Annotated in this window: 23 protein-coding genes and 1 pseudogene; 7 read left to right on the top strand and 17 right to left on the bottom strand. The window is 56.7% G+C overall.

The features are described from left to right. Window positions 1-24 precede the first annotated feature (24 nt). Both ACRBB0_RS15485 and ACRBB0_RS15480 read left to right on the top strand, forming a co-directional pair. Window positions 25-657, top strand: a complete 633-nt coding sequence (locus ACRBB0_RS15485) for a TRAP transporter small permease subunit (RefSeq protein WP_431375351.1) — start codon at window positions 25-27, stop codon at window positions 655-657. An 11-nt stretch (window positions 658-668) separates the two neighbouring features. Next, window positions 669-2,069, top strand: a complete 1,401-nt coding sequence (locus tag ACRBB0_RS15480; RefSeq protein WP_431375350.1) for a TRAP transporter large permease — start codon at window positions 669-671, stop codon at window positions 2,067-2,069. A 7-nt stretch (window positions 2,070-2,076) separates the two neighbouring features. Here the strand turns inward: ACRBB0_RS15480 and ACRBB0_RS15475 are convergent, their stop codons facing one another. Both ACRBB0_RS15475 and ACRBB0_RS15470 read right to left on the bottom strand, forming a co-directional pair. Next, entirely contained in the window at window positions 2,077-2,796 is a 720-nt protein-coding gene (locus tag ACRBB0_RS15475; protein WP_431375349.1) for a 4'-phosphopantetheinyl transferase family protein, read from the bottom strand. Beyond that, the gene (locus ACRBB0_RS15470) at window positions 2,793-3,242 is read right to left on the bottom strand and encodes an Lrp/AsnC family transcriptional regulator (protein WP_431375348.1); all 450 of its coding nucleotides are present in this window, start codon (window positions 3,240-3,242) and stop codon (window positions 2,793-2,795) included. The genes ACRBB0_RS15475 and ACRBB0_RS15470 overlap by 4 nt, the downstream gene beginning before the upstream one ends. 123 nt (window positions 3,243-3,365) lie before the next feature. Here ACRBB0_RS15470 and ACRBB0_RS15465 point away from each other — a divergent pair, with 123 nt between their 5' ends. The 3 genes from ACRBB0_RS15465 to ACRBB0_RS15455 are packed head-to-tail and all read left to right on the top strand — an operon-like array spanning window position 3,366 to window position 6,493. Beyond that, the gene (locus ACRBB0_RS15465) at window positions 3,366-4,571 is read left to right on the top strand and encodes a diaminopropionate ammonia-lyase (RefSeq protein ID WP_431375347.1); all 1,206 of its coding nucleotides are present in this window, start codon (window positions 3,366-3,368) and stop codon (window positions 4,569-4,571) included. Further along, window positions 4,564-5,730: a M24 family metallopeptidase gene (locus tag ACRBB0_RS15460; protein WP_431375346.1), complete on the top strand. Its 1,167-nt coding sequence runs from the start codon at window positions 4,564-4,566 to the stop codon at window positions 5,728-5,730. The genes ACRBB0_RS15465 and ACRBB0_RS15460 overlap by 8 nt, the downstream gene beginning before the upstream one ends. Before the next feature lie 7 nt (window positions 5,731-5,737). After that, on the top strand, window positions 5,738-6,493 hold the full coding sequence (locus ACRBB0_RS15455) for a maleate cis-trans isomerase family protein (protein WP_431375345.1): 756 nt from the start codon (window positions 5,738-5,740) through the stop codon (window positions 6,491-6,493). Between the two features lie 25 nt (window positions 6,494-6,518). Here ACRBB0_RS15455 and ACRBB0_RS15450 read toward each other — a convergent pair whose 3' ends face one another. The 13 genes from ACRBB0_RS15450 to ACRBB0_RS15390 form a co-directional block, all read right to left on the bottom strand. Next, on the bottom strand, window positions 6,519-8,204 hold the full coding sequence (locus tag ACRBB0_RS15450) for a dipeptide ABC transporter ATP-binding protein (RefSeq protein WP_431375344.1): 1,686 nt from the start codon (window positions 8,202-8,204) through the stop codon (window positions 6,519-6,521). Then, window positions 8,204-9,109 carry an ABC transporter permease gene (locus ACRBB0_RS15445; protein ID WP_431375343.1) on the bottom strand — a complete coding sequence of 302 codons (906 nt, stop codon included), beginning with the start codon at window positions 9,107-9,109 and terminating at the stop codon, window positions 8,204-8,206. The genes ACRBB0_RS15450 and ACRBB0_RS15445 overlap by 1 nt, the downstream gene beginning before the upstream one ends. Beyond that, entirely contained in the window at window positions 9,106-10,080 is a 975-nt protein-coding gene (locus ACRBB0_RS15440; protein WP_431375342.1) for an ABC transporter permease, read from the bottom strand. The genes ACRBB0_RS15445 and ACRBB0_RS15440 overlap by 4 nt, the downstream gene beginning before the upstream one ends. Before the next feature lie 122 nt (window positions 10,081-10,202). Continuing rightward, window positions 10,203-11,783, bottom strand: coding sequence for an ABC transporter substrate-binding protein (locus tag ACRBB0_RS15435; protein ID WP_431375341.1), 1,581 nt, complete (start codon window positions 11,781-11,783; stop codon window positions 10,203-10,205). A 274-nt stretch (window positions 11,784-12,057) separates the two neighbouring features. After that, window positions 12,058-13,344: an L-fuconate dehydratase gene (locus tag ACRBB0_RS15430; protein ID WP_431375340.1), complete on the bottom strand. Its 1,287-nt coding sequence runs from the start codon at window positions 13,342-13,344 to the stop codon at window positions 12,058-12,060. Further along, window positions 13,344-14,186: a fumarylacetoacetate hydrolase family protein gene (locus tag ACRBB0_RS15425; RefSeq protein ID WP_431375339.1), complete on the bottom strand. Its 843-nt coding sequence runs from the start codon at window positions 14,184-14,186 to the stop codon at window positions 13,344-13,346. Before ACRBB0_RS15425 ends, ACRBB0_RS15430 begins: the two co-directional genes overlap by 1 nt. A 25-nt stretch (window positions 14,187-14,211) precedes the next feature. Next, window positions 14,212-14,961, bottom strand: a complete 750-nt coding sequence (locus ACRBB0_RS15420; protein WP_431375338.1) for an SDR family oxidoreductase — start codon at window positions 14,959-14,961, stop codon at window positions 14,212-14,214. Between the two features lie 3 nt (window positions 14,962-14,964). Further along, on the bottom strand, window positions 14,965-15,294 hold the full coding sequence (locus ACRBB0_RS15415) for an L-rhamnose mutarotase (protein ID WP_431375337.1): 330 nt from the start codon (window positions 15,292-15,294) through the stop codon (window positions 14,965-14,967). Beyond that, on the bottom strand, window positions 15,294-16,403 hold the full coding sequence (locus ACRBB0_RS15410) for a mandelate racemase/muconate lactonizing enzyme family protein (protein ID WP_431375336.1): 1,110 nt from the start codon (window positions 16,401-16,403) through the stop codon (window positions 15,294-15,296). The genes ACRBB0_RS15415 and ACRBB0_RS15410 overlap by 1 nt, the downstream gene beginning before the upstream one ends. Before the next feature lie 3 nt (window positions 16,404-16,406). Continuing rightward, window positions 16,407-17,498, bottom strand: a complete 1,092-nt coding sequence (locus ACRBB0_RS15405) for an ABC transporter ATP-binding protein (protein ID WP_431375335.1) — start codon at window positions 17,496-17,498, stop codon at window positions 16,407-16,409. A gap of 4 nt (window positions 17,499-17,502) precedes the next feature. Then, a complete protein-coding gene (locus ACRBB0_RS15400) occupies window positions 17,503-18,366 on the bottom strand; it encodes a carbohydrate ABC transporter permease (RefSeq protein ID WP_431375334.1) in 864 nt (287 codons plus the stop codon). A 3-nt stretch (window positions 18,367-18,369) separates the two neighbouring features. Further along, window positions 18,370-19,263 (bottom strand): carbohydrate ABC transporter permease, encoded by an 894-nt coding sequence (locus tag ACRBB0_RS15395; RefSeq protein ID WP_431375333.1) that lies wholly within the window; start codon window positions 19,261-19,263, stop codon window positions 18,370-18,372. Between the two features lie 96 nt (window positions 19,264-19,359). Continuing rightward, window positions 19,360-20,682 carry an extracellular solute-binding protein gene (locus tag ACRBB0_RS15390; protein ID WP_431375332.1) on the bottom strand — a complete coding sequence of 441 codons (1,323 nt, stop codon included), beginning with the start codon at window positions 20,680-20,682 and terminating at the stop codon, window positions 19,360-19,362. A gap of 151 nt (window positions 20,683-20,833) precedes the next feature. On the opposite strand from ACRBB0_RS15390, the gene ACRBB0_RS15385 reads away from it, so the two are divergent. Further along, complete coding sequence (locus tag ACRBB0_RS15385; RefSeq protein ID WP_431375331.1) at window positions 20,834-21,613, top strand: IclR family transcriptional regulator; 780 nt, start codon at window positions 20,834-20,836, stop codon at window positions 21,611-21,613. Further along, entirely contained in the window at window positions 21,610-22,623 is a 1,014-nt protein-coding gene (locus ACRBB0_RS15380; RefSeq protein ID WP_431375330.1) for an aldo/keto reductase, read from the top strand. Before ACRBB0_RS15385 ends, ACRBB0_RS15380 begins: the two co-directional genes overlap by 4 nt. Here the strand turns inward: ACRBB0_RS15380 and ACRBB0_RS15375 are convergent. After that, a complete protein-coding gene (locus tag ACRBB0_RS15375) occupies window positions 22,620-23,522 on the bottom strand; it encodes a LysR family transcriptional regulator (protein WP_431375329.1) in 903 nt (300 codons plus the stop codon). The genes ACRBB0_RS15380 and ACRBB0_RS15375 overlap by 4 nt on opposite strands. 12 nt (window positions 23,523-23,534) lie before the next feature. Further along, window positions 23,535-24,264, bottom strand: a pseudogene (locus ACRBB0_RS15370) (glutamate dehydrogenase); the annotation flags it as partial.

Below are 24,264 nucleotides of genomic sequence, written 5' to 3'. Positions count from 1 at the left end.
ATTTCAAATGCAGGAGAACCAGCCATGGCCGGGTCTTCCCTTGTGCTGTCCGATGACAGCCGGTTGAGCAAGCTCGATCAGTCTCTGTATCGCCTTGAAAGCGTGCTTGCCCTTGTCAGTGGCCTTGCGGTGTTTTCGCTTATGGTGATGGCGGTGTTTTCCGTCGGTGGGCGTAATCTCATCAACCAACCGCTTCCCGGTTATGTTGACTGGATCGAACAAGCCATGCCGCTGATTGCCTTTATGGGTATCGCTTTCGCCCAACGAGATGGCGGTCATATTCGCATGGATATGCTGGTCGGTGCCCTGCGCGGCCGAAGCCTCTATATCGTCGAGTTCATCACCACGGCGGTGATCCTGCTGGTCATGGTTCTGCTCGTTTGGGGGTCGTGGGCGCATTTTGATCGCAGCTTTGATTTCTCTGCCCCGATGTGGAGCCGCGACAGCTCCATGGATATTTCCCTGCCGCTGTGGCCTGCCAAATTGCTTGCGCCCGTGGCGTTTAGCGTGCTGTGTCTGCGCCTTTGCCTGCAACTCTGGGCCTATGGCCGCGCTATTCTCAGCAACGCCGTCAAACCCGTCGCCGTGCCATTGGTTGCCGATGCCGCAACCCAAGCCGCCATGGAAGCCGAGCATGTCTCGGGCCATGATAATTAAGGACTGCTGACATGGAACCTATTGATATTGGCTTGATTGTGTCAGGCGGCATGCTGCTCTTGGTGGTCTTGGGTATGCGCGTGGCTTTTGCTGCCGCCGCCGCCGGATTGATTGGTCTTGTTTGGATCTTCTGGGCCAAATTCGGCTATGACCCTGACCGTTTTACCAAAGCCGTGACCATCGCGGTGAAAACCGCAGGGCAGGTGCCTCATTCCAAAATTTCATCCCAAGCGCTGAGCCTTATCCCGACCTTCATCCTGATCGGCTATCTCGCCTACTACGCCGGTCTCACCAAAGCCCTGTTTGAGGCCGCAAAACGCTGGCTGGCTTGGGTGCCGGGCGGCCTTGCTGTCTCAACCGTCTTTGCAACGGCGGGGTTTGCGGCGGTGTCCGGCGCGTCGGTTGCCACTTCGGCGGTCTTTGCCCGCATCGCAATTCCGGAAATGCTCAAAATCGGCTATGACAAGCGCTTTGCCGCCGGTGTTGTTGCGGCGGGCGGTACTTTGGCCTCGCTTATTCCACCTTCGGCGATCCTCGTGATCTATGCGATCATCGTTGAACAAGACGTCGGCAAGCTCCTTCTGGCGGGCTTCATCCCCGGTGCCTTCTCTGCGGTGATCTACGGCGGGTTGATCGTCGGCATGGCATTGGTCATCAAAGACTTTGGCCCCCCCGTCAAAGGCTTCACTTGGAAACAACGTTTTGAGGCACTCCCCCCGGCGCTGCCCATCGTCATCGTCGTCTTCACCATCATCCTGTTCGTCTACAACCCGTTTGGCGGCGACGCATGGGGGACGCCGACCGAAGGTGGCGCAATCGGGGCCTTTGTTGTGTTCCTCATGGCGCTGTACCAGGGCATGCGTTGGTCAGAATTCAAAGACGCGCTGCTCGAAACCGCCAAGCTTAGCGTGATGATCTTTACCATCATCTGGGGCGTGTTGATCTATGTGCGCTTCCTTGGTTTTGCCCAACTGCCAGCGGCGTTTTCTGACTGGATCACTGGCCTTGAATACTCGCCCATGCTGATCCTGATCTGTATCCTGCTCGCCTATGCGGTGCTCGGCATGTTCATGGACGCCATCGGAATGCTGCTCCTGACGCTCCCGGTTGTCTACCCGGCGGTCATGGCCCTGAACGGCGGCGAAGCCGTGGCCGCAGCCGACAGCGCATTCGGCATGTCGGGGCCCATGTGTGCGATCTGGTTCGGGATTTTGGTGGTCAAAATGGCCGAGTTCTGCCTGATCACCCCCCCCATCGGTCTCAACTGTTTTGTGGTTGCTGGGGTGCGCGATGATCTGAGCGTGCAGGATGTTTTCAAAGGTGTGACACCCTTTTTCCTCGCGGATGCGGCGACAATCGCTTTGCTGATTGCCTTCCCATCCATCGTGCTTTGGTTGCCGTCCCTCGCGTAATCGGTGCCTAAATCGCGCCCAAAGCCGTGCTGCTTGATGTGTGCAACATCCATGTCAGCACGGCTTTGGGGCCAATCTCATAGTGAATATCAAACCCGGCCCCTGCAGGGAGATCCCGATGCAAGTCTTGCGTCAGATAGAGCCGGATCACCCCATTTTTGGGCGGCTCACGTAGCTCTGCACAGGCAAACCCAAAATGATGCTGCACAGTTGGAAACAGCGCCTTGAACAGCGTTTCCTTGGCCGAAAAGCCAAGAGTTCCAGCAATGTCCGGGAACAGATCGCTCTTCTCCAGTTGCGTGTGGTCCGCCGCCCCAAGCACCATTTGCTGGATAGATTTCAGTGCATTTCCTGAGGCAATGGCCTCAATATCAATGCCCGGATGCCCTGCGGACTTCGGCACCACATAGCAGGCACAAAAACTTCGGGCATGGCTGATTGATCCGGCCAATCCGGAAGGCCAGACCGGCGCCCGGCTTTGAGCAATCCCGATCTCTTGCGGTTCTCGCCCCAAAGCCTTTTGCGCGATCTGCGCGACAAGCCGTCCGGCTAGGAACTCAGCCAGACGCTTGTCCACCGCGCGGCAAAGCCGGTCCGGGCGCTCAATGCCAAACTGCTCAAACATCTCAGTGGAAAACGCAGCCGCAGTATAGGTGCTTGTGACCATGATGCCGGTTTCGATGCGACGGATGACCGGCGGGGCCAGAAAGTCGGAGAGATCAGTCATAAAACGTCCAAAGATACTTTGACCCGGTCCATGACAACCGATGTATTAAACCGGCTGATATTGGATTCATCAAAGAAGTACCGCTCTGTAAATGCTTCATACTCCTTAATATCGGTCACCGTCAGGATCATCAAAAAATCCGCTTCTCCGGTGGTGTAATAGCACTGTTGCACACAGGGCGCGTTGCGCATTTTGCGTTTGAATTCTTCTAGGTGCGCACGGCTTTCACGTTCCAGAATGACCTCAACAATGATGGTCATATCCCGACCGAGTTTGCCCGGCGATAGCACCGCAATGTCACGTTCAATCACGCCGGTGTCGCGCAGCTTCTTCAGCCGTTTTTGCACGGCCGGGGGCGACAGGCCGAGATCTTGGCTCATCGCATCCGCCGTCAATCGGGCATCGCCCTGCACCTGTTTGAGAATTTCGAGGTCTTTGTCATCCATGAGCGGAAAATCATCGCAATTTGAAGGCTTGGCAATCTTTTTCCACCCGGTTTGCGGCAATTTTGGCGAAACCCGCCGCAAATCTTGCGTTACCGTGGTCAAAACCAATGCCAAGGATTCCCGATGTTCACTGCCTTTGCCACTGCCACGACCCAGCATGCAACCCACGCTGAAAACCAGACGAAAAATCTGGCCAAAGCGGCGTATGAGGTGCTGTCTGCTGATGATTTTGCGACCGCTCGGGCCGAGATCACGGCTTGGGACGGCTATGCCCCGACCCCTTTGGTGATGCTGTCCGGCCTTGCCGCGCAACTGAATGTCGATCAAATCGCCTATAAACACGAAGGTCCGCGTTTTGGTCTTGGCAGCTTCAAGGCGCTTGGCGGATCCTATGCGGCGATGCGGGTGTTGCAGCGCCAGGTTGCCGCCCAAACCGGTCAAGCTGTCACTCTGTCTGACATTCGCGAAGGGCGTTATCGGGATGCCTGTGCCAAAATCACCTTGGTATCGGCGACCGATGGAAATCATGGTCGCTCCTTGGCGTGGGGATGTCAGCGGGTTGGCGCGCCGTGCCGGATTTACATTCACGCCGAAGTCAGCGAAGGCCGCGCCCAAGCCATGCAGGCCCTTGGCGCCGATGTGATCCGCATTGAAGGCGATTATGACGCATCGGTTCATCTCGCCAAACAGGAAGCCGATGCAAATGGCTGGTTTGTGGTGTCCGACACGTCTTGGCCCGGCTATAGCGATCCTCCGCGCGATGTGATGGCTGGCTATGGCACCATGACGTCCGAGATTTGCGACAGCTTGGATCAGCCGCCGACCCATGTGTTTTTGCAAGGCGGGGTCGGGGGACTTGCCGCTGCCGTGGCTGCGGGGTTGCGCCAGTTTTATGGTGCCACCTCCCCGCGTGTCGTCATTGTCGAACCCGACCGCGCCGCTTGTCTGTTTGAAAGCGCGCGCGCTGGCACCGCGACCACGGTCAACATCGCCGAGGAAACCATCATGGCCGGCCTGTCTTGTGGTGAACCGTCTGAAATGGCTTGGTCGATCCTCTCGCAAGAGGCCACCGATTTTGTCACCATCCCTGACGGCACCGTCGCCCCAACCGTCCGCCTCTTGGCCACGCCCCCCTTTGGCGACCCGGTTGTCGAAGCCGGGGAAAGCGCGGTGGCCGGTCTCGCAGCGCTCATCGTGGCCCGCCAAGATGCCGATCTATCCGAAAAGCTGGGCCTGAGCGACACATCCCGTGTTTTAGTCATTGGCTCCGAAGGCGTCACCGATCCCGATATTTTCGCGGCCATCATGACAGGGGCGGATCATGTCTGAAACCCCGCCGCGCGGTTTTCCTGAGATCGAATTCGTCACGCGGCTGGGGGCCGCCCAAACCCAAATGGCTGATCAGGGTCTCAGCGGTCTCCTGCTTATGACCGAGGCCGAAATCCGCTATTTCACCGGCTTTCACACCCTGTTTTGGCAAAGCCCAACCCGTCCGTGGTTTCTCTTTGTTCCGGTCAGTGGCAAACCGATTGCAGTGATCCCGGAAATCGGGGCCGCCTTGATGCGCAGCACCTGGATTGAAGACATCCGCACCTGGAGCGCCCCGGCCCCTGAGGATGATGGCATCAGCCTGTTGCGCGATCTTCTGACGCCGCTGTCCCAAATCGGTGGCACAATAGGTATGCTCAAGGGCCCCGAGACCACCCTGCGCATGCCGCTGGGAGATTACGAAAGGTTGCGTGCGGCCCTTCCCGGACTTCAGATTGCCGATGCCACCGGGCTGATCCGTCGCTTGCGCATGGTCAAATCGCCGGCCGAAATCGACAAGCTCGCCCATATCTGCGCAATCGGATCGCGCAGTTTTGATGCTTTGCCGCGCCTCGCTCATGCCGGTCTGCCCTTTGACGATCTGTTCCGGGCCTTTCGCCGCGAAGCCTTGTCCCAAGGTGCGGATGATGTGCCTTATCTGGTCGGCGGTGCGGCGCAGGGCGGGTATGTTGATGTGATTTCACCACCGACGCCGACGCCTTTGCAGGACGGTGATATTGTCATGCTCGACACCGGGGCCACATGGGATGGGTATTTTTGCGATTTTGATCGGAACTATGCCATTGGCCGGGCGGATGATCCGTCGCGCCGGGCCTATGATGTGCTTTGGCGGGCGACGCAGGCTGGCCTCGAAACCGCCCGCCCCGGCGCCACATGTCGCGACCTGTTCCATGCGATGTCCAAGGTTATCAGCGAAATGGATGACAGTGGCGGAGACGTAGGGCGCCTTGGTCATGGGCTCGGGATGCAGCTAACCGAATGGCCGTCGCATGCCGCGTTTGACGACACGATCCTGTTGGAAAACATGGTGCTCACGCTGGAGCCATCGCTAAGCTATGGCGACGGGCGCATTATGGTTCACGAGGAAAACATCGTGATCCGAGCCGATGGCCCGGAGCTGTTATCGACACGGGCGGCCCCCGAGTTACCGGTGATATGAGGGCGACATGAAACTGGATTTTGACACTGACAAAGGCATTGGAACCCGCGCCACCCTAGGCGCAATCGTTCTGGCAACCGATGAAACGCTAGAGCCGGAATTCGCCAGGATGATGGCGGGGGAGGGCCTCGCGCTCTATCACAGCCGCATTCCCATGGTGCCCAGTATTCAGCCCGAAACCTTGGCAGAAATGGAAGCCGATCTGCCCGCCTCGGCCCGTCTTTTGCCGTCGTCGCTGCAATTCGATGTGATCGGTTACGGCTGTACCTCGGCGTCAACTGTGATCGGATCAGACCGGGTTGCCGCCGCCATCCAATCGGTGTTCCCAACAGCACAAGTGACAGATCCCATGGCCGCAATCATCGCTGCCTGTCAGAGCCTCGGGGCCAAGAGATTGGGTTTTATCACGCCCTATATCCCGTCGGTTTCTGACAGATTGCGCAACAAACTGTCCGATGCGGGGTTTGACATAACGGGTTTGGGATCGTTCGAAGAAGGCGATGACCGCGTTGTCGCCCGTATCACCCCCGCCTCGATCAGCGCTGCCGCCTTGCACATCGCCGCGCAATCGCCTTGCGATGCAATTGTCATTTCATGCACCAATCTACGCTGTTTGTCGGTGATACCGGCAATCGAACATCAGCTGGGCCTGCCTGTGATTTCCAGCAACCAAGCCCTGGCCTGGCACATGTTACGTTTGGCTGGCGTTGACGAGGTTCAGCCACAGTTCGGGCGGCTTTTTGAAACGAAACTCGCCATTTAGGATGTGGTGCCTTTCCTCCAAGGGCCTACCCCGCGCGCCACTCCTTTGGCATGACGGGCGTTAGGTCCAGCAACTTGCGTGTATAATCGGCCTGCGGGTTTTCAAACACAGCTTCGGTTGTGCCCGCCTCCTCGATATGGCCGTTGCGCAGCACAACCATGTCGTCTGCCATCTGTCGGACCACGGCCAAATTGTGACTGATAAACAAAATGGTGAGGCCGAATTTTTCTTGTAGGTCTTTCAAAAGGTTTAATATTTCCGCCTGAATCGAAACATCAAGCGCTGACGTCGGCTCATCGCAAATCAAAAACCGGGGCCGGGCCAACAAGGCGCGGGCCACCGCGATGCGTTGGCGCTGTCCGCCAGAAAACTGGTGGGGGTATTTGTCGATCGCATCGGCGTTCATGCCAACCAGATCAAGCATATCAGCCGCCAACTCGCGCCGCTTTTCTCGTGTTTTGACCAGATCATAAAGCCACAAGGGTTCCGACAGAATGTCGCCAATACGGTGACGGGAGTTGAGGCTGGAATAGGGGTCTTGAAACACCATTTGGATCAGCTGGCGCGACGGATGGTGACGTCCGCGGGCCTTGCCAATTGGCAAAGCCTCATCGCCCAAAACCACCTGTCCGGCGCTTGGCGCAACCAGCCCGGTGATCGCTTTGGCCAGGGTCGATTTGCCTGACCCGCTTTCACCAACAAGGCCAAGAATACGCCCGGGTTCGACGGTGAAACTTGCGGCATGAAGCGCGGTAAAAGCCAGCGGACGCTTAAAAAGCGAGGTTCGCGTGCCGGGGAATTGCACCTCTAGGTTTTCGACCCGCAACCCGATGGGGTCCTGCGCCTTGCCTGCCAAAAGCCAGTCTTCCGCCCGTTTTGCCGCCATGCTATCGGCCTGCTCGGCCTCGGGCACCCGAAAGCGATGCACCTTTTGGTCGAGCGGCGGCACAGCATCCATCAAACCCACCGTATAGGCTTGGCTCGGGTGCCCCAAAATCTGTTCGGTGGCCCCGGTTTCCACCACCCGACCACGCCGCATCACTGTGACACTATCGGCGATTTGTGCAATGACGCCAATGTCATGGGTGATCAGAAGAAAACCAATTTTCCGGGTGTTGGCCAGATCGCGGATCAGATCAAGCACCTGACTTTGCACCGCAACATCAAGCGCCGTCGTCGGCTCATCGGCGATGATCAGCTCGGGGTTTGTACACAGCGCCAGCGCAATAACAACGCGCTGACGCATGCCGCCGGAAAACTGATGCGGATAGGATTTGATCCGTTCAGACGCGCCGGTGATGCCGATCTCTTCGAGCAAATCAACAGCGCGGTGCCGGGCGGCTGTGCGTCCGATGTCTTCATGGGCCTGAATGGTTTCGATCAGTTGATCTTCGATGGTCATCAGCGGGTTCAGGCTGGTTTGTGGATCTTGAAAGATCATCGAGATGCGCTTGCCGCGCAGCCGATGGGCCTCGATTGGGTCCAAGGCCCGCAAATCGGTGTCGCCCAAGGTGATCGTCCCGTCCGCGATATATCCCGGCGTTTGCAAAAGCCCGATAATCGCGGCACCAACGGTGCTTTTCCCTGCGCCGCTTTCGCCGACCAAACCATGAATTTCACCCGGTGCAATGCGCAGTGAGACCTCTGAAATGGCGGTGACATCGCCAAAGCGAGACGGGAATTTGACGGTCAAATTCTGAACGTTCAGCATCAGCGCAACCTCGGGTTAAAGACATCGCGCAAAAAGTCGCCAAGAATGTTAATCGACACCACCAGCGCCACCAGAAACAGAGTCGGAATCCACAAAATCCACCATTCCCCTGACAGCATAAACTGCATACCGATCCGGATCAGTGTGCCAAGCGACGGGCTGTCGGCGGGCAATCCGATGCCCAGGAAAGACAGGGTTGCCTCAAGCAAAATCGCCGAGGCAAGATCGACCGTCATGATCACCAGTAGCGGCCCAAGAATGTTGGGCAGGATATGCACAAACATCACCCGCGTCGGGCGTTGGCCCATGATCATCGCCGCTTGGACATATTCCTTTTGCATCTGCACAAAGGTCGATGCCCGCGCGGTCCGGGCAAAGTTGACCCAAAGCGACAAGGCAATTGCCAATGTCAGCACCACAATCCGCAAGTCTTGTTGCATGTCGCTGGGTAAAATTCCGCGCGCTATTCCGTCAATCAGCAACGCGGTCAGAATGGCCGGCAGGGCCAACTGTATGTCAGCAATGCGCATCACAATAGCATCAAGCCGCCCACCATAAAACCCGGCTGCCAGCCCAAGACCGACCCCTAACACTGTCGCGATCGCCATCGCCGACAACCCGATGATCAGCGACAGCCGCGCCCCGTAGAGGATCGAAGAGACCATATCACGGCCCTGATCGTCGGTGCCCAAAACAAACTTTGGATTGGCCCCGTCTTGCCAAACCGGCGGCAGCAACCCGTCAAAAAGGCTAAAAGATCCAAGGTCATAGGGGTTTACCAGAGCAATCCACGGCGCAAACCCTGCGCCCAGAAAGATGACGATCGCCACCAATGCCGCAAGGATCGCCGCAGGGGAGCGAGAGAAGAGCCAAAGCCCTTCGGAGCGTTTCAGAAACTCAATCACGACACGTCCTTGATGCGCAGACGCGGGTCAATCGCGACATAAAGCAGGTCAACAATCAGGTTCACCAGCACAAAGAAAAACGCGATCACCACGAGGTAAACCCCCATCACCGGGATGTCGACAAACCGGATCGATTCAAGGAACAACAGGCCCATGCCCGGCCATTGAAACACGCTTTCGGTGACGATGGAAAAGGCGATAACGCCGCCAAATTGCAGCCCGATGATGGTGATCACCGGGACCATCGTATTGGCCAGCGCATGGCGAAAATAGAGCCGCCCCATCGGGACACCGCGCGCCGTGGCGAACCGAATATAATCCGATCGCATAACCTCCATCATTTCAGCCCGGACCAATCGCATGGTCAGGGTAAGTTGATAAACTCCCAGCGTTATGGCCGGGAGGATAAGCGCCCGCCACCCATCCAGAGTGAAAAATGAGCTCTCCCAGCCGCCCAGTTGCACGGTTCCTCCACGGCCAAAGGTCGGAAGCCAGCCCAATTGCACGCCAAACAGGAATATCAAAACGATTCCAATGACAAAGGTCGGTATGGAAACGCCAACCAATGTGGTCATGAGGATCGTTTGTGTTACCAATCCACGGGGTTTTAGAGCCGTATAAACCCCCGCAGGAATGCCTACGATCAGCGAAATGAGCAAAGCCACAATCCCAAGCTCCAGCGTCGCCGGAATGCGGTTGGCAATCATGTCCGCCACGGGTTGGCGGGTCCGATAGGAAAAACCAAAGTCGCCGCGCAACAAGTCACCGGTAAACCGGGTAAACTGGAGCACAAACGGGTCATTCAACCCCAGATCCTCGCGCAGCCGTTCGCGATCTTCGATAGAGGTTTCGACACCGGTCATTTGGCTCACCGGATCGCCGACAAAGCGAAACAGTGAAAACGCCAAAAAGGCGACAGCCAGCATCACAAAAAGCGACTGCACCAGCCGTTTGAGAATGAAATAGACCATCGGCTTTGGAATCTCAGATCATTTTAGAAAAGAAAAATTGGCCCATCGGGTGCCCACGCGAGCGTTTGATCGCGTGCCGGTCCAATGGGCCAAAAGCGTGTCAGGGGAGGATGATCCGCCCCTTAGTTGACCGTCACCCAACGCAGCATAAAGAAGTTGTCCGCGCGCTGTGTCAGCTCAACATTGTCCTTGGCAGCCCAAATAAGAGGTTGGGTATAAAGCGGGATATACGCGACCTCGGATTGGGTGATTTTCACCACTTCATCGACCAACATTTGGCGTTTATCCGCATCTATTTCCTGCTGGATCATCGGCAAGAGCTCATCAACACGGGCGTTTGAATAGCCGCCAAAATTCCATGATCCCAACTTCTTGTCGTTGTCTTGGCTGTGCATCAAGAACCGGATCGGATGCTCCATATCAAACGTGCCCGGTGACCAGCCCAGCAGGTACATATCAAAGTCGTCTTCCCGAAGCTGTGGCCAGTAATCGCGCACCGGCCCTGTGCTGAGGTCTGCTTTCAAACCAACGGCTGCGAACATCGAAGAGGCCGCGCGGCAGACGGCTTCGTCATTAATATAGCGGTCGTTTGGACATTTTAACCCAAAGGAAAATCCATCGGGATAGCCCGCTTCGGCCAACAATTCCTTGGCTCGTTCCTGATTGTATTCGGGGCGGCTTGAATTGGCATCGGAATAGCCGGAAATATCAGCCGGCACCAATTGCGACGCGGCTTCGATCTTGCCCCGGAACAACACCCGATCAATTGAGGCGATGTCGATTGCATGGGCCGCCGCGAGGCGAACCTTGGGGTCCGCAAAGGGGTTTTTGCCGTCCACGTCGCTGGAATACAGCAGCTTTTCATGCTCATGCCCAAAGCCAAACATGATCACCCGCGTCTCTTCGCCCTCAAGCACTTTGAAACCATCGCGGCTTTCGACTTGGGCGACATCCTGAAGGGGGATCGGTTGGATGAAGTCAATTTCACCAGATAGCAACGCCGCCAATCCGGTGGCGGAATTTCCAATCGGAGTGAATGTCGCTTCGGTCAAGTTGTGCCCGACCTCGTCCCACCATCCCGCGTGCGGGGCCAACACGGTTTTGACACCGGGGTCGCGGCTTACCAGGGTGAAGGGGCCGGTGCCGTTGACGTTCATTGTCGCAAAGTTTTCGGCGTCACGGGCGGGCAGGGCGGCGTCATTGCCCTCGGCCCAGCCTTTGTCCAAAATCATGAAATTGGCAATGGAATCAGGGAACAATGGGTTCGGTGCTTTGGTCACGAAATCAATCGTGTGGTCATCGACAACCCGCACTTCGGAGACCGGAGCAAACCAACTGCGCACATCCGCCGCTTCGTCAGAGGCGCGCTGATACGAAAACATCACGTCTTCGGCGGTGAAATCCGATCCGTCCTGAAACTTTACACCCTGACGCAGGTGAAAGCGCCACCCGTTTTCTGTGTCCAAAGGTTCCCAAGATGCAGCTAGGGATGGCTCTATCGACATGTCTTGGCCGCGACGGACCAATCCTTCGTAGATGTTGTTTAGAAAGGATAAAACCGGTGCGGAGTTCACCGCATGTGGGTCCATTGTTTGTGGGTCAGTGGTTGAGGCCCACCGAAGACTTTCCGCCGATGCCGCGACTGCGGTGAACATCAACGCACTGCCAACAAAGACAGAGTTTCTAAAGATACGGTGTTTCATGACGTCTCCCCTTGACCAAGTTCAGGCGAACAGCGTGGCGGAAATTCCCCACAGGTCAAGGTTAACCTACCTGAGAAATGCCTGTTTTCTGACTAAACGGTCAATTGCGGGGTCACATCAGCGTGATCACCCAATGGAAACCAAGGAAACCTGCATCCCGATTGCAAGGCATGTTCCACCAGAGCCCGCGCGGGCCATGATGGGCAATCTGTACCAGACTCGGCAAGAATTGTACAAATTGCCAGTTCAATGGGCCACGGCAACGTTGCGAACCCTAGGACGCGATCTCCATCCGAAATTCAAAGTCCTGCAGGGTCGTTGGTTTGATTTCGATCGAAAACCCAGCCGCGGTAGGGGCCATATAAGCGCCATCGCGAACAATACAGGGATCGACAAAATGTTCGTGTAGATGGTCGACAAATTCGATCCGTTTGCTGTCTTTTTCCGCCGAAATTGCCAGGTAATCAATCATCGACAGGTGTTGCACATACTCGCAAAGACCCACGCCTCCTGCATGTGGCCAAACAGGCAAATTGTACTTGGCCGCCATCAATTGCACCGCAAGCACCTCGTTCAAGCCACCCAATCGACAGGAATCGATCTGGACCATGTCGATGGCGTCATTGGCGATGAACTGTTTGAAAAGAATGCGATTTTGACACATCTCACCCGTCGCAACCTTGATCGGAGCGATAGCTTTGCGGATTTTTGCATGGCCGATCACATCGTCCGGGCTGGTGGGTTCTTCGATGAAGAGAGGCTTGGCAAAGCTGAGTTCCTTGACCCAATCAATGGCTTGATCGACCTCCCAAACCTGATTGGCGTCGATCATGAGGTTCATGTCTGGGCCAAGTTCTTGGCGCGCGATTTTCAGGCGGCGAATATCGTCTTCCAGGTTCTGGCCGACCTTGAATTTCGTGTGGGTAAACCCGGCGTCTCGGGCCTCACGACACAGGCGGCGCAGTTTGTCGTCAGAGTAGCCCAGCCACCCGGCGGATGTGGTGTAACAGGGGTATCCTTCGGCCTGCAATTTCGCCATACGCTCGGCTTTTCCGGGCACGGCGCGATGCAAAATTTCCAAGGCTTCTTGGGGGGTTAGCACATCTGTGATATAGCGAAAATCAACCAGCTTCACGATCTCTTCGGGTGTCATTTCGCCGACCAACCGCCAGACGGGTTTGCCTGCGTCCTTGGCCAGTAAATCCCAAACTGCATTGACGACAGCGCCAGTGGCGAGATGGATCGCGCCCTTGTCGGGGCCGATCCAGCGCAGTTGACTGTCGCCGGTGATGTGGCGCCAAAACCGGCCCATATCTTCGCGAATCCAATCAAGATCGAGCCCGACCACAAGGTGGCGCACGGCATTGATTGCCGCGATGCAAATCTCATTCCCGCGCCCGATTGTGAAGGTCAACCCGTGCCCCTGATGCCCTCCGTCGGTGTGCAAGATCACATAGGCGGCCGAGTAATCAGGGTCAGGATTCATCGCATCCGACCCCGCCAAAGACGCCGAGGTCGGAAAACGCAAATCATGGGTGCTCAGCCCCGTAATCGTCACCATCAGCCCGCGACCACGGTCTGCCGTTGGGTGCCAAGCCCTTGAATTTCAAGTTCCATTTTGTCGCCGGGCTTCAAGTAGACTTCTGGCTTTTGCCCCAGTCCAACGCCGGGCGGGGTCCCGGTTGAGATCACGTCACCTGGCTGCAAGGACATAAATTGCGACAGATGAGAGATGACAGTGGCCACATCAAAATGCATCGTGGCGGTCGAGCCGTTTTGAAAGCGATGGCCATTAACGTCCAAGGTCATGCCGAGGTTTTGCGGATCTGGAATGTCATCACGGGTGACAAGCCAGGGGCCAATGGGGCCGAATGTATCGCAGGATTTGCCTTTGACCCATTGGCCGGACCGGTGCAGCTGAAAATCCCGCTCGCTCAGGTCATTAACCACACAGTAACCAGCAATATGTCCCAAAGCCTCTTCTTTTGAGACATATTTGGTGTGTTTGCCGATCACCACGCCCAGCTCGACCTCCCAATCGGTTTTGACGGAGGTGCGCGGGATTTCGATGTCATCATTGGGGCCGCAAATGGCCGACGTCGCTTTGAAGAAAATCACCGGCTCTTCGGGCAGATCAAGGCCGCTTTCGGCGGCGTGATCAGCATAGTTGAGACCAATGCAGATGAACTTGCCCACATTGCCAACACAGGCACCAATACGCGGCGTGCCCTCGACGGCGGGAAGGGTTTTCGGGTCAACGCCGCGCAGTTTATCCAGAACCGCATCGCCCAGCGTGTCACCGGTCACATCGTCAATCACATCGGAAAGGTCGCGGATTGTGCCTTCGTCGTCCATCAGGCCGGGTTTTTCAGCGCCAAGCGCGCCATAACGCAAAAGTTTCATGAGGTTATCCTGTTTCTTTGATCGTTTAAATGGTCCACCCGCCATCAATGGCGTGGGCTTGACCAGTGGTAAAAGTGCTGTCGTCGCTGGCTAGATAAAGCGCGAGGGCGGCAATTTCTTCGGGTCGTCCAATGCGCCCCATGGGTTGGCGGGCAATGAAATCAGCGAGGGCGGTATCGTAATCGCCTGTGGCGCGAAGCCGGTCATGCATGGATGGGCTGTCGACAGTGCCCGGGCAGATTGCGTTGCAGCGAATGCCTTTAGAAATGAAATCTGCGGCAACGGCTTTGGTCAGGCCAATCACCGCAGCCTTGGAGGCGCCATAGGCAAATCGGTTGGGCACGCCGATCATTGAGGACGCGACAGAGGACACATTGATGATGGATCCGCCACCGTTCTCGATCATCGCCGGTAGGGTCAGTTTGATCAACCGGTACATGGCGGTGACGTTGAGCTCGAAGCTAAAGTCCCAATCGCGGTCAGAACAATCCAAAATCGTGCCATGGGCCACGAACCCGGCGCAGTTGAACAGCACATCCAAAGTCGGCATGTCTGCCACGGCTTTGGCGACGGCATCGGCATCGGTGACGTCCAGTTTGAGGGCCGTGATACCCGGAATTTGCGCCAATTCATCAAGCGCGGTTGTGTTGATGTCGCTGGCGATGACCTGCGCGCCTTCGCGGGCGAAAAGCTCGGCTGTGGTGCGGCCTATCCCTTGGCCTGCGGCGGTGATTAGAATCTGTTTTCCGGCCAATCGGCCTGATGTTTGTGTCATTACTTAATCCACATGAAAAACTTCGGTCATCATAGACCATTGTTCACCCGGAGCACGGGTGCTTAGCGGTTCTTGGCAAGGATCGGTCAAGGTCCACCATTCAATGGTTTTTGGATCCTCGGCCATGCGGGCCAGATCGGCCGCGATGTCATTGCCGTGATATTCCCAGTACCCAAAGAGCAGGTTTTCCGGTTCGCGCAAAAAGATGCTGTAATTGCGGATATTACTGGCGGCGATTTGCGCCAGAACCTCGGGCCAAACAGCCGCGTGCAAGCGTTTGTAATCGTCGATTTTATCGGGTCTTAGGCCGATCATCATTCCCATACGTTGCATTAGTTTTCCCCTTTGATCGTTTGGGTCGGACCAAGGCGATTGATCGCCTCCCAATCCCACGCGATGCCAAGGCCTGGCACGTCGGAGGGCACGCCATAGCCCTTGTCGATATGCATGGTTTCGCAGGTAATCGTGTCGAGTTGTGGGATATATTCCAACCACTTGGCGTTTGGGATGGCACAGACCAATGGCAAGTGCAACTCCATCAGGAAATGGGGGCAGACCATGACATTAAATGCTTCGGCCAGATGCGCGGTTTTGAGCCAAGGGGTGATGCCGCCTATGCGGGCCACATCGACCTGAATGATGCTGGCCGCGCCCAGTTGCAAATAGTCTTTGAACTGGCTGAGGGAATACATGCTTTCACCCACGGCGATGGGTACGCTGGTGCGTTTGGCTAGCTCCACATGGGCGGCCACATCATCGGCGGGCAGCGGTTCTTCGAACCATCCAATGCCGTTGTCTTCCAGCACGCGGGCGCGGCGGATTGCTTCGGACAGGGTGAAGCCTTGATTGGCGTCTGTCATGATCTCATAGCTGTCGCCGACCGCAGCGCGCACCGCCGAAAGCCGGGCCGCGTCTTGGGACAGATGATCAGAGCCGATCTTGATTTTCGAGCCCCGAAAGCCCTGTTCCTGCATCGCCAAAGCGTCATCGACCAAGGCCTGTTGGTCTAGATGAAGCCAACCGCCTTCGGTGGAATAAAGCGGGATGCGATCACGATTGCCCCCTGCGGCCTTCCACAAAGGCAGGTTGGTTTTCTTACAATGCAAATCCCAAAGCGCGGTATCAATGGCAGCCAATGCCAGCGAAGTTATTGCGCCCACAGCGGTGGCATGGGTTGAGAACATCAGGTCGCGCCAGATGCCATCAATACGAGACGGATCGCGCCCGATGAGCTGGGGCGCAAGAGTGTGTTCAAGCAGCGCCATTACCGACGGCCCGCCGGTGCCGATGGTGTAGGAATAGCCGGTGCCAGAGGCGCCATCACTGTCATAGATGGTGACAATCGGGGTTTCCTGGCTGACGAAACTTTGGATCGCATCGACGCGTTTCACCTTGGGCGCGAGATCAACCATGCGTAATTCGATGTGGGTGATTGAGGCCATGTGTTAACTCCTGAGCGCGAGGCCGCTGTTGGCGTCAAAGACATGGCATTTGTCGAGCACGAGCTGGAACGTCATCTGTTCGCCCGGCGCGACGGGGCGGGGGTTGAACATTTTTGCCTGGACTTCGGCACCACCAAAATGGGTAAACAGCAAGGTTTCAGTGCCAAGCGGTTCGGTCAAGGTAATGGTGAGATCAAGCGGAACAGTTTCGCTCGCTTCGTCCACCGCGTGGCCCACAGGCATCAGGTTATCGGCACGAAAGCCAAAGTGAATGGGCTGACCGTCGCGCACCAAGCCGCGCGCACTGGTTGGAATGGGCAGGATGTGACCATCCGTCAGTTGGATGTTGCCCCCGGTGATCACCCCCTCAACGAGGTTCATCGGCGGCGAACCGATAAAGGTTGCAACAAATGTATCAACGGGCGCGTTGAAAAGCTCAAGCGGGGTGCCGACCTGAACGATATGGCCGTCGCGCATCAAGACAATCCGGTCAGCAAGGGTCATGGCTTCGACCTGATCATGGGTCACGTAAATAATCGTGTTGCCAATGCGTTGGTGCAGTTTTTTGATCTCGGCGCGCATCTGGGTGCGCAGCTTGGCGTCAAGGTTCGACAGAGGTTCGTCAAAGAGGAACACATCTGGATGACGCACAATGGCGCGGCCCATGGCGACGCGTTGGCGTTGCCCCCCCGAAAGCTCGGCGGGCTTGCGATCCATCAATTCATCAAGGCCAAGAATGGCGGCGGCGTCATCCACGGCTGTTTTGATCTGATCAGGGTCTTGTTTGGCGATATGCAGTGAAAACCCGAGATTTTCGCGCACGGTCATATGCGGATAAAGCGCGTAGTTTTGGAACACCATCGAGATGTTGCGTTCGCGCGGGGGCAGGTCGTTAACCACACGCCCGCCAATAGACACCTCACCGCCAGAGATATCCTCAAGCCCGGCAATCATCCGCAGGGTTGTGGACTTGCCACAACCGGACGGGCCGACCAAAACCACAAATTCTCCGTCTGCAATGTTGAGATCAATGCCGTGGACCGCCTGATGCGCCCCGTATTTCTTGACGACATTGGAAAGGGTTACTTCTGTCATTGTCTTATCCTTTGACGCCGCCGAAGGTCAGGCCGGCAATCAGGTGTTTTTGCACGAGGAAGGTCAGGATCAGCGCCGGGATGATCATCAGCACCGCAAGCGCGCACATGCCGCCCCAGTTGATGGTGAATTCGGCGGTGAAATCGAGCAGGCCAACCGGCATGGTCTTGGAGCCGACCGAGCGGGTGAGTTGGGACGCCAGTGCAAATTCGTTCCACGAGGTGAGAAAGGCAAAGATCGCGGCCGAGGCGACGCCGGATTTGGCGACCGGGAATTCAACCTTCCAAAAGGCTTGCCATCGGGTGCAACCGTCGATTTCGGCGGCTTCGTGTAATTCCTTGGGGATTTGGCGAAAGAACCCATCGGTGAGCCAGATGGTAAAGGGCACGTTCATCGCGACGTAGACGAGGATCAACCCCAAATGGGTGTCGATGATGCCGACCTTGGCAAAGACGATGAACAGCGGCAGCGACAGGGCAACGCCCGGGACGGCGCGAAACAGCATCAGCCCAACGAAATAGCCAGATTTGCCTTTGAAGCGATAGCGAGCAAAGGCATAGCCGCCCGACATGCCGATCAGGATGGCGATGAAGGTTGAGACCACGGAAACGATAAGCGAGTTGCGGAAATAGCTAAAGACCGGCACGCCGCCTTGGCCTGCGCCACCGAACATGGCGCGGTAGTGGTCCAGGGTGAAACTGGGTGTCCAAACCGGTGGTTTGGCCATGATCTCAACGGTGGGGCGGAACGAGTTCAGCACGATCCACAGACCTGGGATGCAGATAATCGCCATGGTTACGAACAGCGCCGAAAAGTGCAGCACCTTGAGCGCGCGGCGACGATTGCGGTGGGTTTGATTGCGATCCATGGCTTATGATCCCATCCCGATTTCGGCGCGCGCGGCGCTGAGTTTGCGAAAGAAATACACGGTGAAGAAGATCGACAGGAGGATCGAGACATAGCCCATGGCATTGGCCAGCCCCATGCGCGCATCGACATATCCGGTGCGGCTCATCAGGGTCCAAAGCAGTTCGGTGCGCCGTGCGGGGCCGCCGCCGGTCATGATTTGCACGATGTCATAGGCGCGGGCAACGTCGAGGCTTCGGATCGTCATAGCGATGTAGATGAAGGGCATCAGGAAGGGCAAGGTGATGTGGCGAAAGCTTTGCCATGGGGTGCAACCATCGACCTTGGCGGCCTCAAGCGGATCGCGCGGCATCGCGAAAAGACCGGCGAGGATGAGGATCGCAAAGACCGATGTGCTCATCCAGATTTCGGCGAAAGCGATGGAGAACATCGCAAGTTTTCCGTCGACAAGCCACGGCAGGGCTACGTTAAAGCCCATAGATTGCAAGGCGTTGTTCACCAGTCCGATGTTGTCGTTAAAGATGAACTTGAACTGAAACCCCACGAGAATGGGCGAAAACATCATCGGGAACATGAGAATGGTGCGCAGGGTGCGTTGGCCCCATGTGACCTTGTTCACCATCAAGGCGATGCCAAGCCCGAGCAACATTTCGAGGTTGAGCGCGATGGTCAGGAACAAAACCGTGCGCCCAAAAGCGGCCCAAAATTTCGCATCCGTCAGGATTTTTTCGTAGTTATAGGTTCCGATCCATTTCCACAGCGTCGAGGGCCGGGTCAGCTTGTAGGGCGTAAAGCTTGAATAGAGCGAGAAAATGAGCGGGATCAAAACCACGGCTGCGATGACGATGATCGCAGGCAATAGCAAGAGAAACCACTCGGGCACGCGGCGGCGGGGCATATGTCACCTATCGGGGTCGTTGACTTCATGGCCAAAAGGCCGGGACCGGAGGGGCAATCGGGAGACAAAATCCCCTCCGGCCAGTGCTATCCGGACTTAGTAGTAGCCGGATTCGCGCATCAGCTCGTCCACCGCTTCGGCGGCGTCATCAAGCGCCTCCTTGACGGTTTTATCGCCGACGATCGCCGCCTGAAGCTCAGGGAAAACGATGTTGGTGCTTTCGCCCCATTCGGGGATCGGCGGCACGGCAAAGGCGAATTCCGCCCCCTTGGCAAAGGCGGCAAGGGATTCGGCGCGGAACGCATCATCACCGGCTTGGGCTGCGGCAACATTGGCATCCCATACGGCGCTGCGGGTGGGGAGTGAGCCACCGGCAGATTCCGCCAACTGGCTCTCTTCGCTGGTCAGGAAGGTGACAAGCGAGACGGCCGCGTCTTGGTTGGCGCAGTCATTGGTGACCGAAAAGCCGTGATGACCCGACCAACCGGTGCGGGTGACCGAGCCTTTGGGTTGAACGGCAACACCGACATTACCCGCCGCTTTGGACGATTCTGGATCGTTAAAGAACCCGGCCCAGCCCGGCCAATCAAGGTTGAGCGCAACGGTGCCCGACGCAAAGCCCTGACCGAGATCATCCCAAACATAGCTGGTGGTGCCAGCCGGAACCGCTTTGGCGGCATAGAGATCAACAAACCACTGCAAAGCCCGTTGGCCCGCATCTGAATTGAAAATCGGTTTTTTGTTTTCGTCCAGATAGTTGCCGCCCTCAGCAACCACCATTTCATAGAAACGGCCGACGATGGCTTCGTCCTTGCCGGCGTATTGGGTGCCATAGAATGTCGGAGCGTCAGAGAAGAAAATCGCCTGATCTTTGACTTGGTCCCATGTATCGGGCACCGCGAGATCGTAGCCATATTCGGCTTTGAAGGCCTTGGCTTTGGCCTCATCCGTGTAGTTGGACTTCAAATAGTACAGGACTGAGACGTCAAATTGCGCGCGCGGCAACATCAGCAATTCGCCACCTACGGTAGACGCCTTGATATTGCCGGGGACAAATTCGGCGATTGTGTCAGCCGCGACTTTGCCGGTCAGATCAGCGTAGAGCCCTTCATATTGCGGGGCGAAGGACGAATGGTTGGAGCCAACACACCAATCTGTGGTGCCGGCGGCCATGTCAGATTTGATTTCCTTGTCGATTTCAAAGTGGCTCTTCTTTGAAATGATATTGACCTTGGCACCGGTCGCCGCCTCCCAATCGGCGATGCGGGCATAGAGGCCTTCATATTGCTGACCGCCGATCAATTTGGCTTCGATGGTGACGCCATCAAAGCTTCCGTAATCCGCAGCGTGGGCCGATTCGGCGACGGTTACAATCGCCGTGGCGGCCATCAAGCCCCTCATAATATTAGAATTTTTCATCACTTCCTCCCAAATCCGTGGCTGGTTTCCACGTGTTCTCGCTAGCGCGATATTTGAATATAAATCAATTATTCAAAAATAAATCAACCTTGACAGCGCGCTTTGTTTTGGAGAGTTTTGGCGGCACCCACACACGGACAAAGTGAGACACATGGACGATACCGGTGAAAAATATCGTGCCCCGGCATTAGAAAAAGGGTTGGATATCATCGAGTTACTGGCTGAGCATGGGGAAGGAATGACCCAAGGCGAGGTCGCCAAAGCGCTCAACCGGTCCCAGAGCGAGATCTACCGGATGCTGTCGACACTGGTGCGCAGGGGCTATGTGAGCCGCTCTGCCGCCGGAGATCGGTATACGCTCAGCCTCAAAATGTTTTCGATCAGCCAACGGCATTCACCGATTGGGCGGGTGATTGAGCTGGCCTTGCCGATGATGCGCGCGATAACGCGCAAGGCTTGGCAATCTTGCCATTTGGGCATGGAAAGCAATGGCGATATTGTCATTGTGGCTTCGGCGGAATCGCCGGGAAATTGGGGGCTGGCCCTAAAACCCGGCAGCGTCGTTGGCCTTTGGAACACCGGAACCGGGCGGGTTTTGGCGGCGTATCGGTCCCGCGACGAGGTTGACGATCTGATAGCACTGCACCGCCACGCGATTGGTGAGCCCGCGCTGGATCGGTCCGAATTTGACGGGCATCTCGACCGGATTCGCAAGCTTGGCTATGAGAAAATGCCATCGGCGACGACGGTCGGGGTGACCAACATTTCCTTTCCGGTATTTGGCCCGTCTGGGGAAATTGTGGCGGCGTTGAGCTGTCCATTTTTGGAACGCGTGGATGATCATGTTGTGCCATCAGAGGATGAAATCCTTGAGATGTATGGCGCTTTGGCCGCTGATTTGACGGCGCTTTACGGAGGGCCCGCGCGATGAAACTGACAACCCGCCAGATTGGGTCGACAGATCTCAAAGTGCCGACGCTTGGATTTGGCGGGGCGCCGTTGGGTGGCTTGATGAATGCCATTGATCCACAGGAGGCGGCGGAAACGCTGCGTGCCGGTTTTGATTTTGGCATGACCTATGTCGACACGGCACCGTTTTATGGGTTTGGACGCTCAGAACGTTTGGTCGGGGATGGGGTGCGCGGGCGCGATTACACTGTATCGACCAAGGTCGGCAGGCTGTTAAAACCCGGACATGCGGCGGATCCGGCAGCAATGGGCTGGCCCGATCCGCTGCCTTTTCACCCGATCTATGACTACAGTTATGAGGGGGTGATGCGGAGTGTCGAAGGGTCGTTTCAACGGCTTGGGCTTGATCGCATCGACATTCTATATGTGCATGACATCGGAGAGGTGACCCATGGCGCAGAAAACACACGGCATTTCGACGACCTGCAAGCCGGAGGTTATCGGGCCTTGGAGGAGCTGCGCCGCGCCGGAGTGATCAAGGCCATTGGACTTGGCGTTAACGAAGAACAAGCCTGTTTGGATGCGCTGGAGATCGGCGATTGGGACGTTTTCTTATTGGCTGGGCGGTACACGTTGTTGGAACAGGCGCCTTTGAACGGGTTGATGAAAATTTGTTTGGATCGCGGGATGTCCATTGTGCTGGGAGGGCCATTTAACTCTGGCATCCTTGTTGGTGGGACCACTTGGAATTATGACGAGGCACCGGGCGATGTGATCGCCAAAACCCGCGCGTTAACAGAGGTTTGCCGGACTTACGACGTACCGCTTGCGGCGGCGGCTTTGCAATTTCCATTGGGGCATGATGCGGTGGCATCTGTTATTCCGGGCCTGCGCACGCGGGACGAATTGGCCGCAACACAGACTTGGATTTCCCACGATATTCCCCAAGAACTTTGGGCCGAATTGAAGGACAAGGGATTGATGGCTGCGGATGCGCCAGTGCCGCTGTCCAACCCGTACCGGGCGGATTAGGCAAGCTGTCGATTAACCAAGGCCTGCCAAATTGCTTCGATATTCGGGCTAAGTTTCTGATTGGGCCGAAAGGCGCAGATCGGCACCGATAATTGCCATTCAGCCCCGCCAATCGGTGAAATGCCGGTGTCCGCGCGCGGATCAACGGTGCTTTGCGGGAGCCATCCGACACCATAGCCCGAGGCAATTACCTCTTTGAGGACATCGGACATATCGCATTGAACCCGCACCTTATAGGGCAAGGGCTGGTCCGAGCGTTCGAGCACATGTTCAAACAGGCGGGCAAAATACACCCGTTGCGAATAGGCGACCAAAGGCACCGGAGCCGTCGCCGAACCGGGAAACCCAATGGCTTGGCGGCGTGCCGGATCATTAGGCGCATAGGGTTGAAACACGTCTTCGCGGATCACCAAACGCTGATGTTGGTCAAGGTTTTCATGGGTCGGACTGGCGGGGCAATCATGGGCAAAGAGGATGTCGGCATCCCCGGCGAGATACCGGGCGACCACGTCGCTTGTTGTGCCGACAATTACGGAAAATGAGCTGCGGTTCTTTTCCCCAAAGGCCTTGAGGATATGTTTGAATTCCGACCGGGCCAGCACGCTAGGCATCGCGAGACGGACCTGGGACATGACATCAAACTGGCTAGAGCGGATCGACGAGCGGGCTTCAAACAAGCGCTCGACCGCAATTTTGGCACTGTCGCGGAACTGATCCCCGGCATCGGTCAAGCGCACCGGCGAAGCGCCTTTGACCACCAACGCCGTGCCGAGCCATTGTTCGAGCGATTGAATGCGGCGCGAAAAGGCCGCCTGTGAAACATTGCGAAATTCGGCGGCTCGGGTGAAATTTCTCAGCTCAACCAGAGCCAAGAAGTCTTCGAGCCACCGAACGTCCATCGCGTTTTTTCCTTACAAGCCAATTGCCCGGTAATAATCGGCAATACGCGTGATGGTGACAACATATGCGGCGGTGCGCAAGGTGGCGTCGGGCAACAGGGACTTGCGCTCCATGATATCGTCGAAGGCGCGGGTCATGATTTCTTCAAGACCTGAGCGCACAACGTCAATTTCGCTGGTTTCACGGGCAATTTGGTTGCGCTGTTTGTCATCAAGCCGGCGGCCCGCGACCTCTTCCAGCGCGGCCACAACAGCCTGACCGGAATTGGCCGTTTGGCGTTTGTCCATCAGGCCAAAGGGCAGATGCGTGATGTTTTTGACCCATTCAAAATAGCTCACCACCACGCCGCCAGCGTTGACATAGAGATCAGGCAAGACGGTGATACCGCGCCGGTTCAGGCAATCTTCGGCATCGGCAGTGATCGGGCCATTGGCGGCTTCAACGATCAACTGGTAGTTCACCTGTTCGCAATTGTCCGCAGTGATCGCGTTTTCCTTGGCCGCCGGGATCAGAATGTCAGCGGCCATATATGTCAGGCCATCTTCGCTGTTGGTGGTTTCGGCGCCGGGCAGATGAGTGATCGAACCGGTCTGATTGCGGTGTTTGACCACGGCCTCGACATCAAGGCCAAGCGGATCAAAGATGGCACCGTCATGTTCGACGATGCCGACAATTATCGCGCCATCCTGTTGCAGGAATTTGGCGGCGTGATAGCCAACATGGGGTCTGCTCCGGCTGGGG

The organism is Pelagimonas sp., assembly GCF_050633425.1.
In the GTDB taxonomy this organism is placed as follows: Bacteria; Pseudomonadota; Alphaproteobacteria; order Rhodobacterales; family Rhodobacteraceae; genus Pelagimonas.
The sequence above is the reverse complement of the archived record's forward strand: the minus strand, read 5'-3'. Positions and strand labels throughout refer to the sequence as shown.

Bases quoted from the DNA above. Each gene is read 5' to 3' on its own strand.
- ACRBB0_RS15485 (WP_431375351.1), top strand. From the start codon at position 25: ATGGCCGGGTCTTCCCTTGTGCTGTCCGATGACAGCCGGTTGAGCAAG.
- ACRBB0_RS15480 (WP_431375350.1), top strand. From the start codon at position 669: ATGGAACCTATTGATATTGGCTTGATTGTGTCAGGCGGCATGCTGCTC.
- ACRBB0_RS15475 (WP_431375349.1), bottom strand. From the start codon at position 2,796: ATGACTGATCTCTCCGACTTTCTGGCCCCGCCGGTCATCCGTCGCATC.
- ACRBB0_RS15470 (WP_431375348.1), bottom strand. From the start codon at position 3,242: ATGGATGACAAAGACCTCGAAATTCTCAAACAGGTGCAGGGCGATGCC.
- ACRBB0_RS15465 (WP_431375347.1), top strand. From the start codon at position 3,366: ATGTTCACTGCCTTTGCCACTGCCACGACCCAGCATGCAACCCACGCT.
- ACRBB0_RS15460 (WP_431375346.1), top strand. From the start codon at position 4,564: ATGTCTGAAACCCCGCCGCGCGGTTTTCCTGAGATCGAATTCGTCACG.
- ACRBB0_RS15455 (WP_431375345.1), top strand. From the start codon at position 5,738: ATGAAACTGGATTTTGACACTGACAAAGGCATTGGAACCCGCGCCACC.
- ACRBB0_RS15450 (WP_431375344.1), bottom strand. From the start codon at position 8,204: ATGCTGAACGTTCAGAATTTGACCGTCAAATTCCCGTCTCGCTTTGGC.
- ACRBB0_RS15440 (WP_431375342.1), bottom strand. From the start codon at position 10,080: ATGGTCTATTTCATTCTCAAACGGCTGGTGCAGTCGCTTTTTGTGATG.
- ACRBB0_RS15435 (WP_431375341.1), bottom strand. From the start codon at position 11,783: ATGAAACACCGTATCTTTAGAAACTCTGTCTTTGTTGGCAGTGCGTTG.
- ACRBB0_RS15430 (WP_431375340.1), bottom strand. From the start codon at position 13,344: ATGGTGACGATTACGGGGCTGAGCACCCATGATTTGCGTTTTCCGACC.
- ACRBB0_RS15425 (WP_431375339.1), bottom strand. From the start codon at position 14,186: ATGAAACTTTTGCGTTATGGCGCGCTTGGCGCTGAAAAACCCGGCCTG.
- ACRBB0_RS15420 (WP_431375338.1), bottom strand. From the start codon at position 14,961: ATGACACAAACATCAGGCCGATTGGCCGGAAAACAGATTCTAATCACC.
- ACRBB0_RS15415 (WP_431375337.1), bottom strand. From the start codon at position 15,294: ATGCAACGTATGGGAATGATGATCGGCCTAAGACCCGATAAAATCGAC.
- ACRBB0_RS15410 (WP_431375336.1), bottom strand. From the start codon at position 16,403: ATGGCCTCAATCACCCACATCGAATTACGCATGGTTGATCTCGCGCCC.
- ACRBB0_RS15405 (WP_431375335.1), bottom strand. From the start codon at position 17,498: ATGACAGAAGTAACCCTTTCCAATGTCGTCAAGAAATACGGGGCGCAT.
- ACRBB0_RS15400 (WP_431375334.1), bottom strand. From the start codon at position 18,366: ATGGATCGCAATCAAACCCACCGCAATCGTCGCCGCGCGCTCAAGGTG.
- ACRBB0_RS15395 (WP_431375333.1), bottom strand. From the start codon at position 19,263: ATGCCCCGCCGCCGCGTGCCCGAGTGGTTTCTCTTGCTATTGCCTGCG.
- ACRBB0_RS15390 (WP_431375332.1), bottom strand. From the start codon at position 20,682: ATGAAAAATTCTAATATTATGAGGGGCTTGATGGCCGCCACGGCGATT.
- ACRBB0_RS15385 (WP_431375331.1), top strand. From the start codon at position 20,834: ATGGACGATACCGGTGAAAAATATCGTGCCCCGGCATTAGAAAAAGGG.
- ACRBB0_RS15380 (WP_431375330.1), top strand. From the start codon at position 21,610: ATGAAACTGACAACCCGCCAGATTGGGTCGACAGATCTCAAAGTGCCG.
- ACRBB0_RS15375 (WP_431375329.1), bottom strand. From the start codon at position 23,522: ATGGACGTTCGGTGGCTCGAAGACTTCTTGGCTCTGGTTGAGCTGAGA.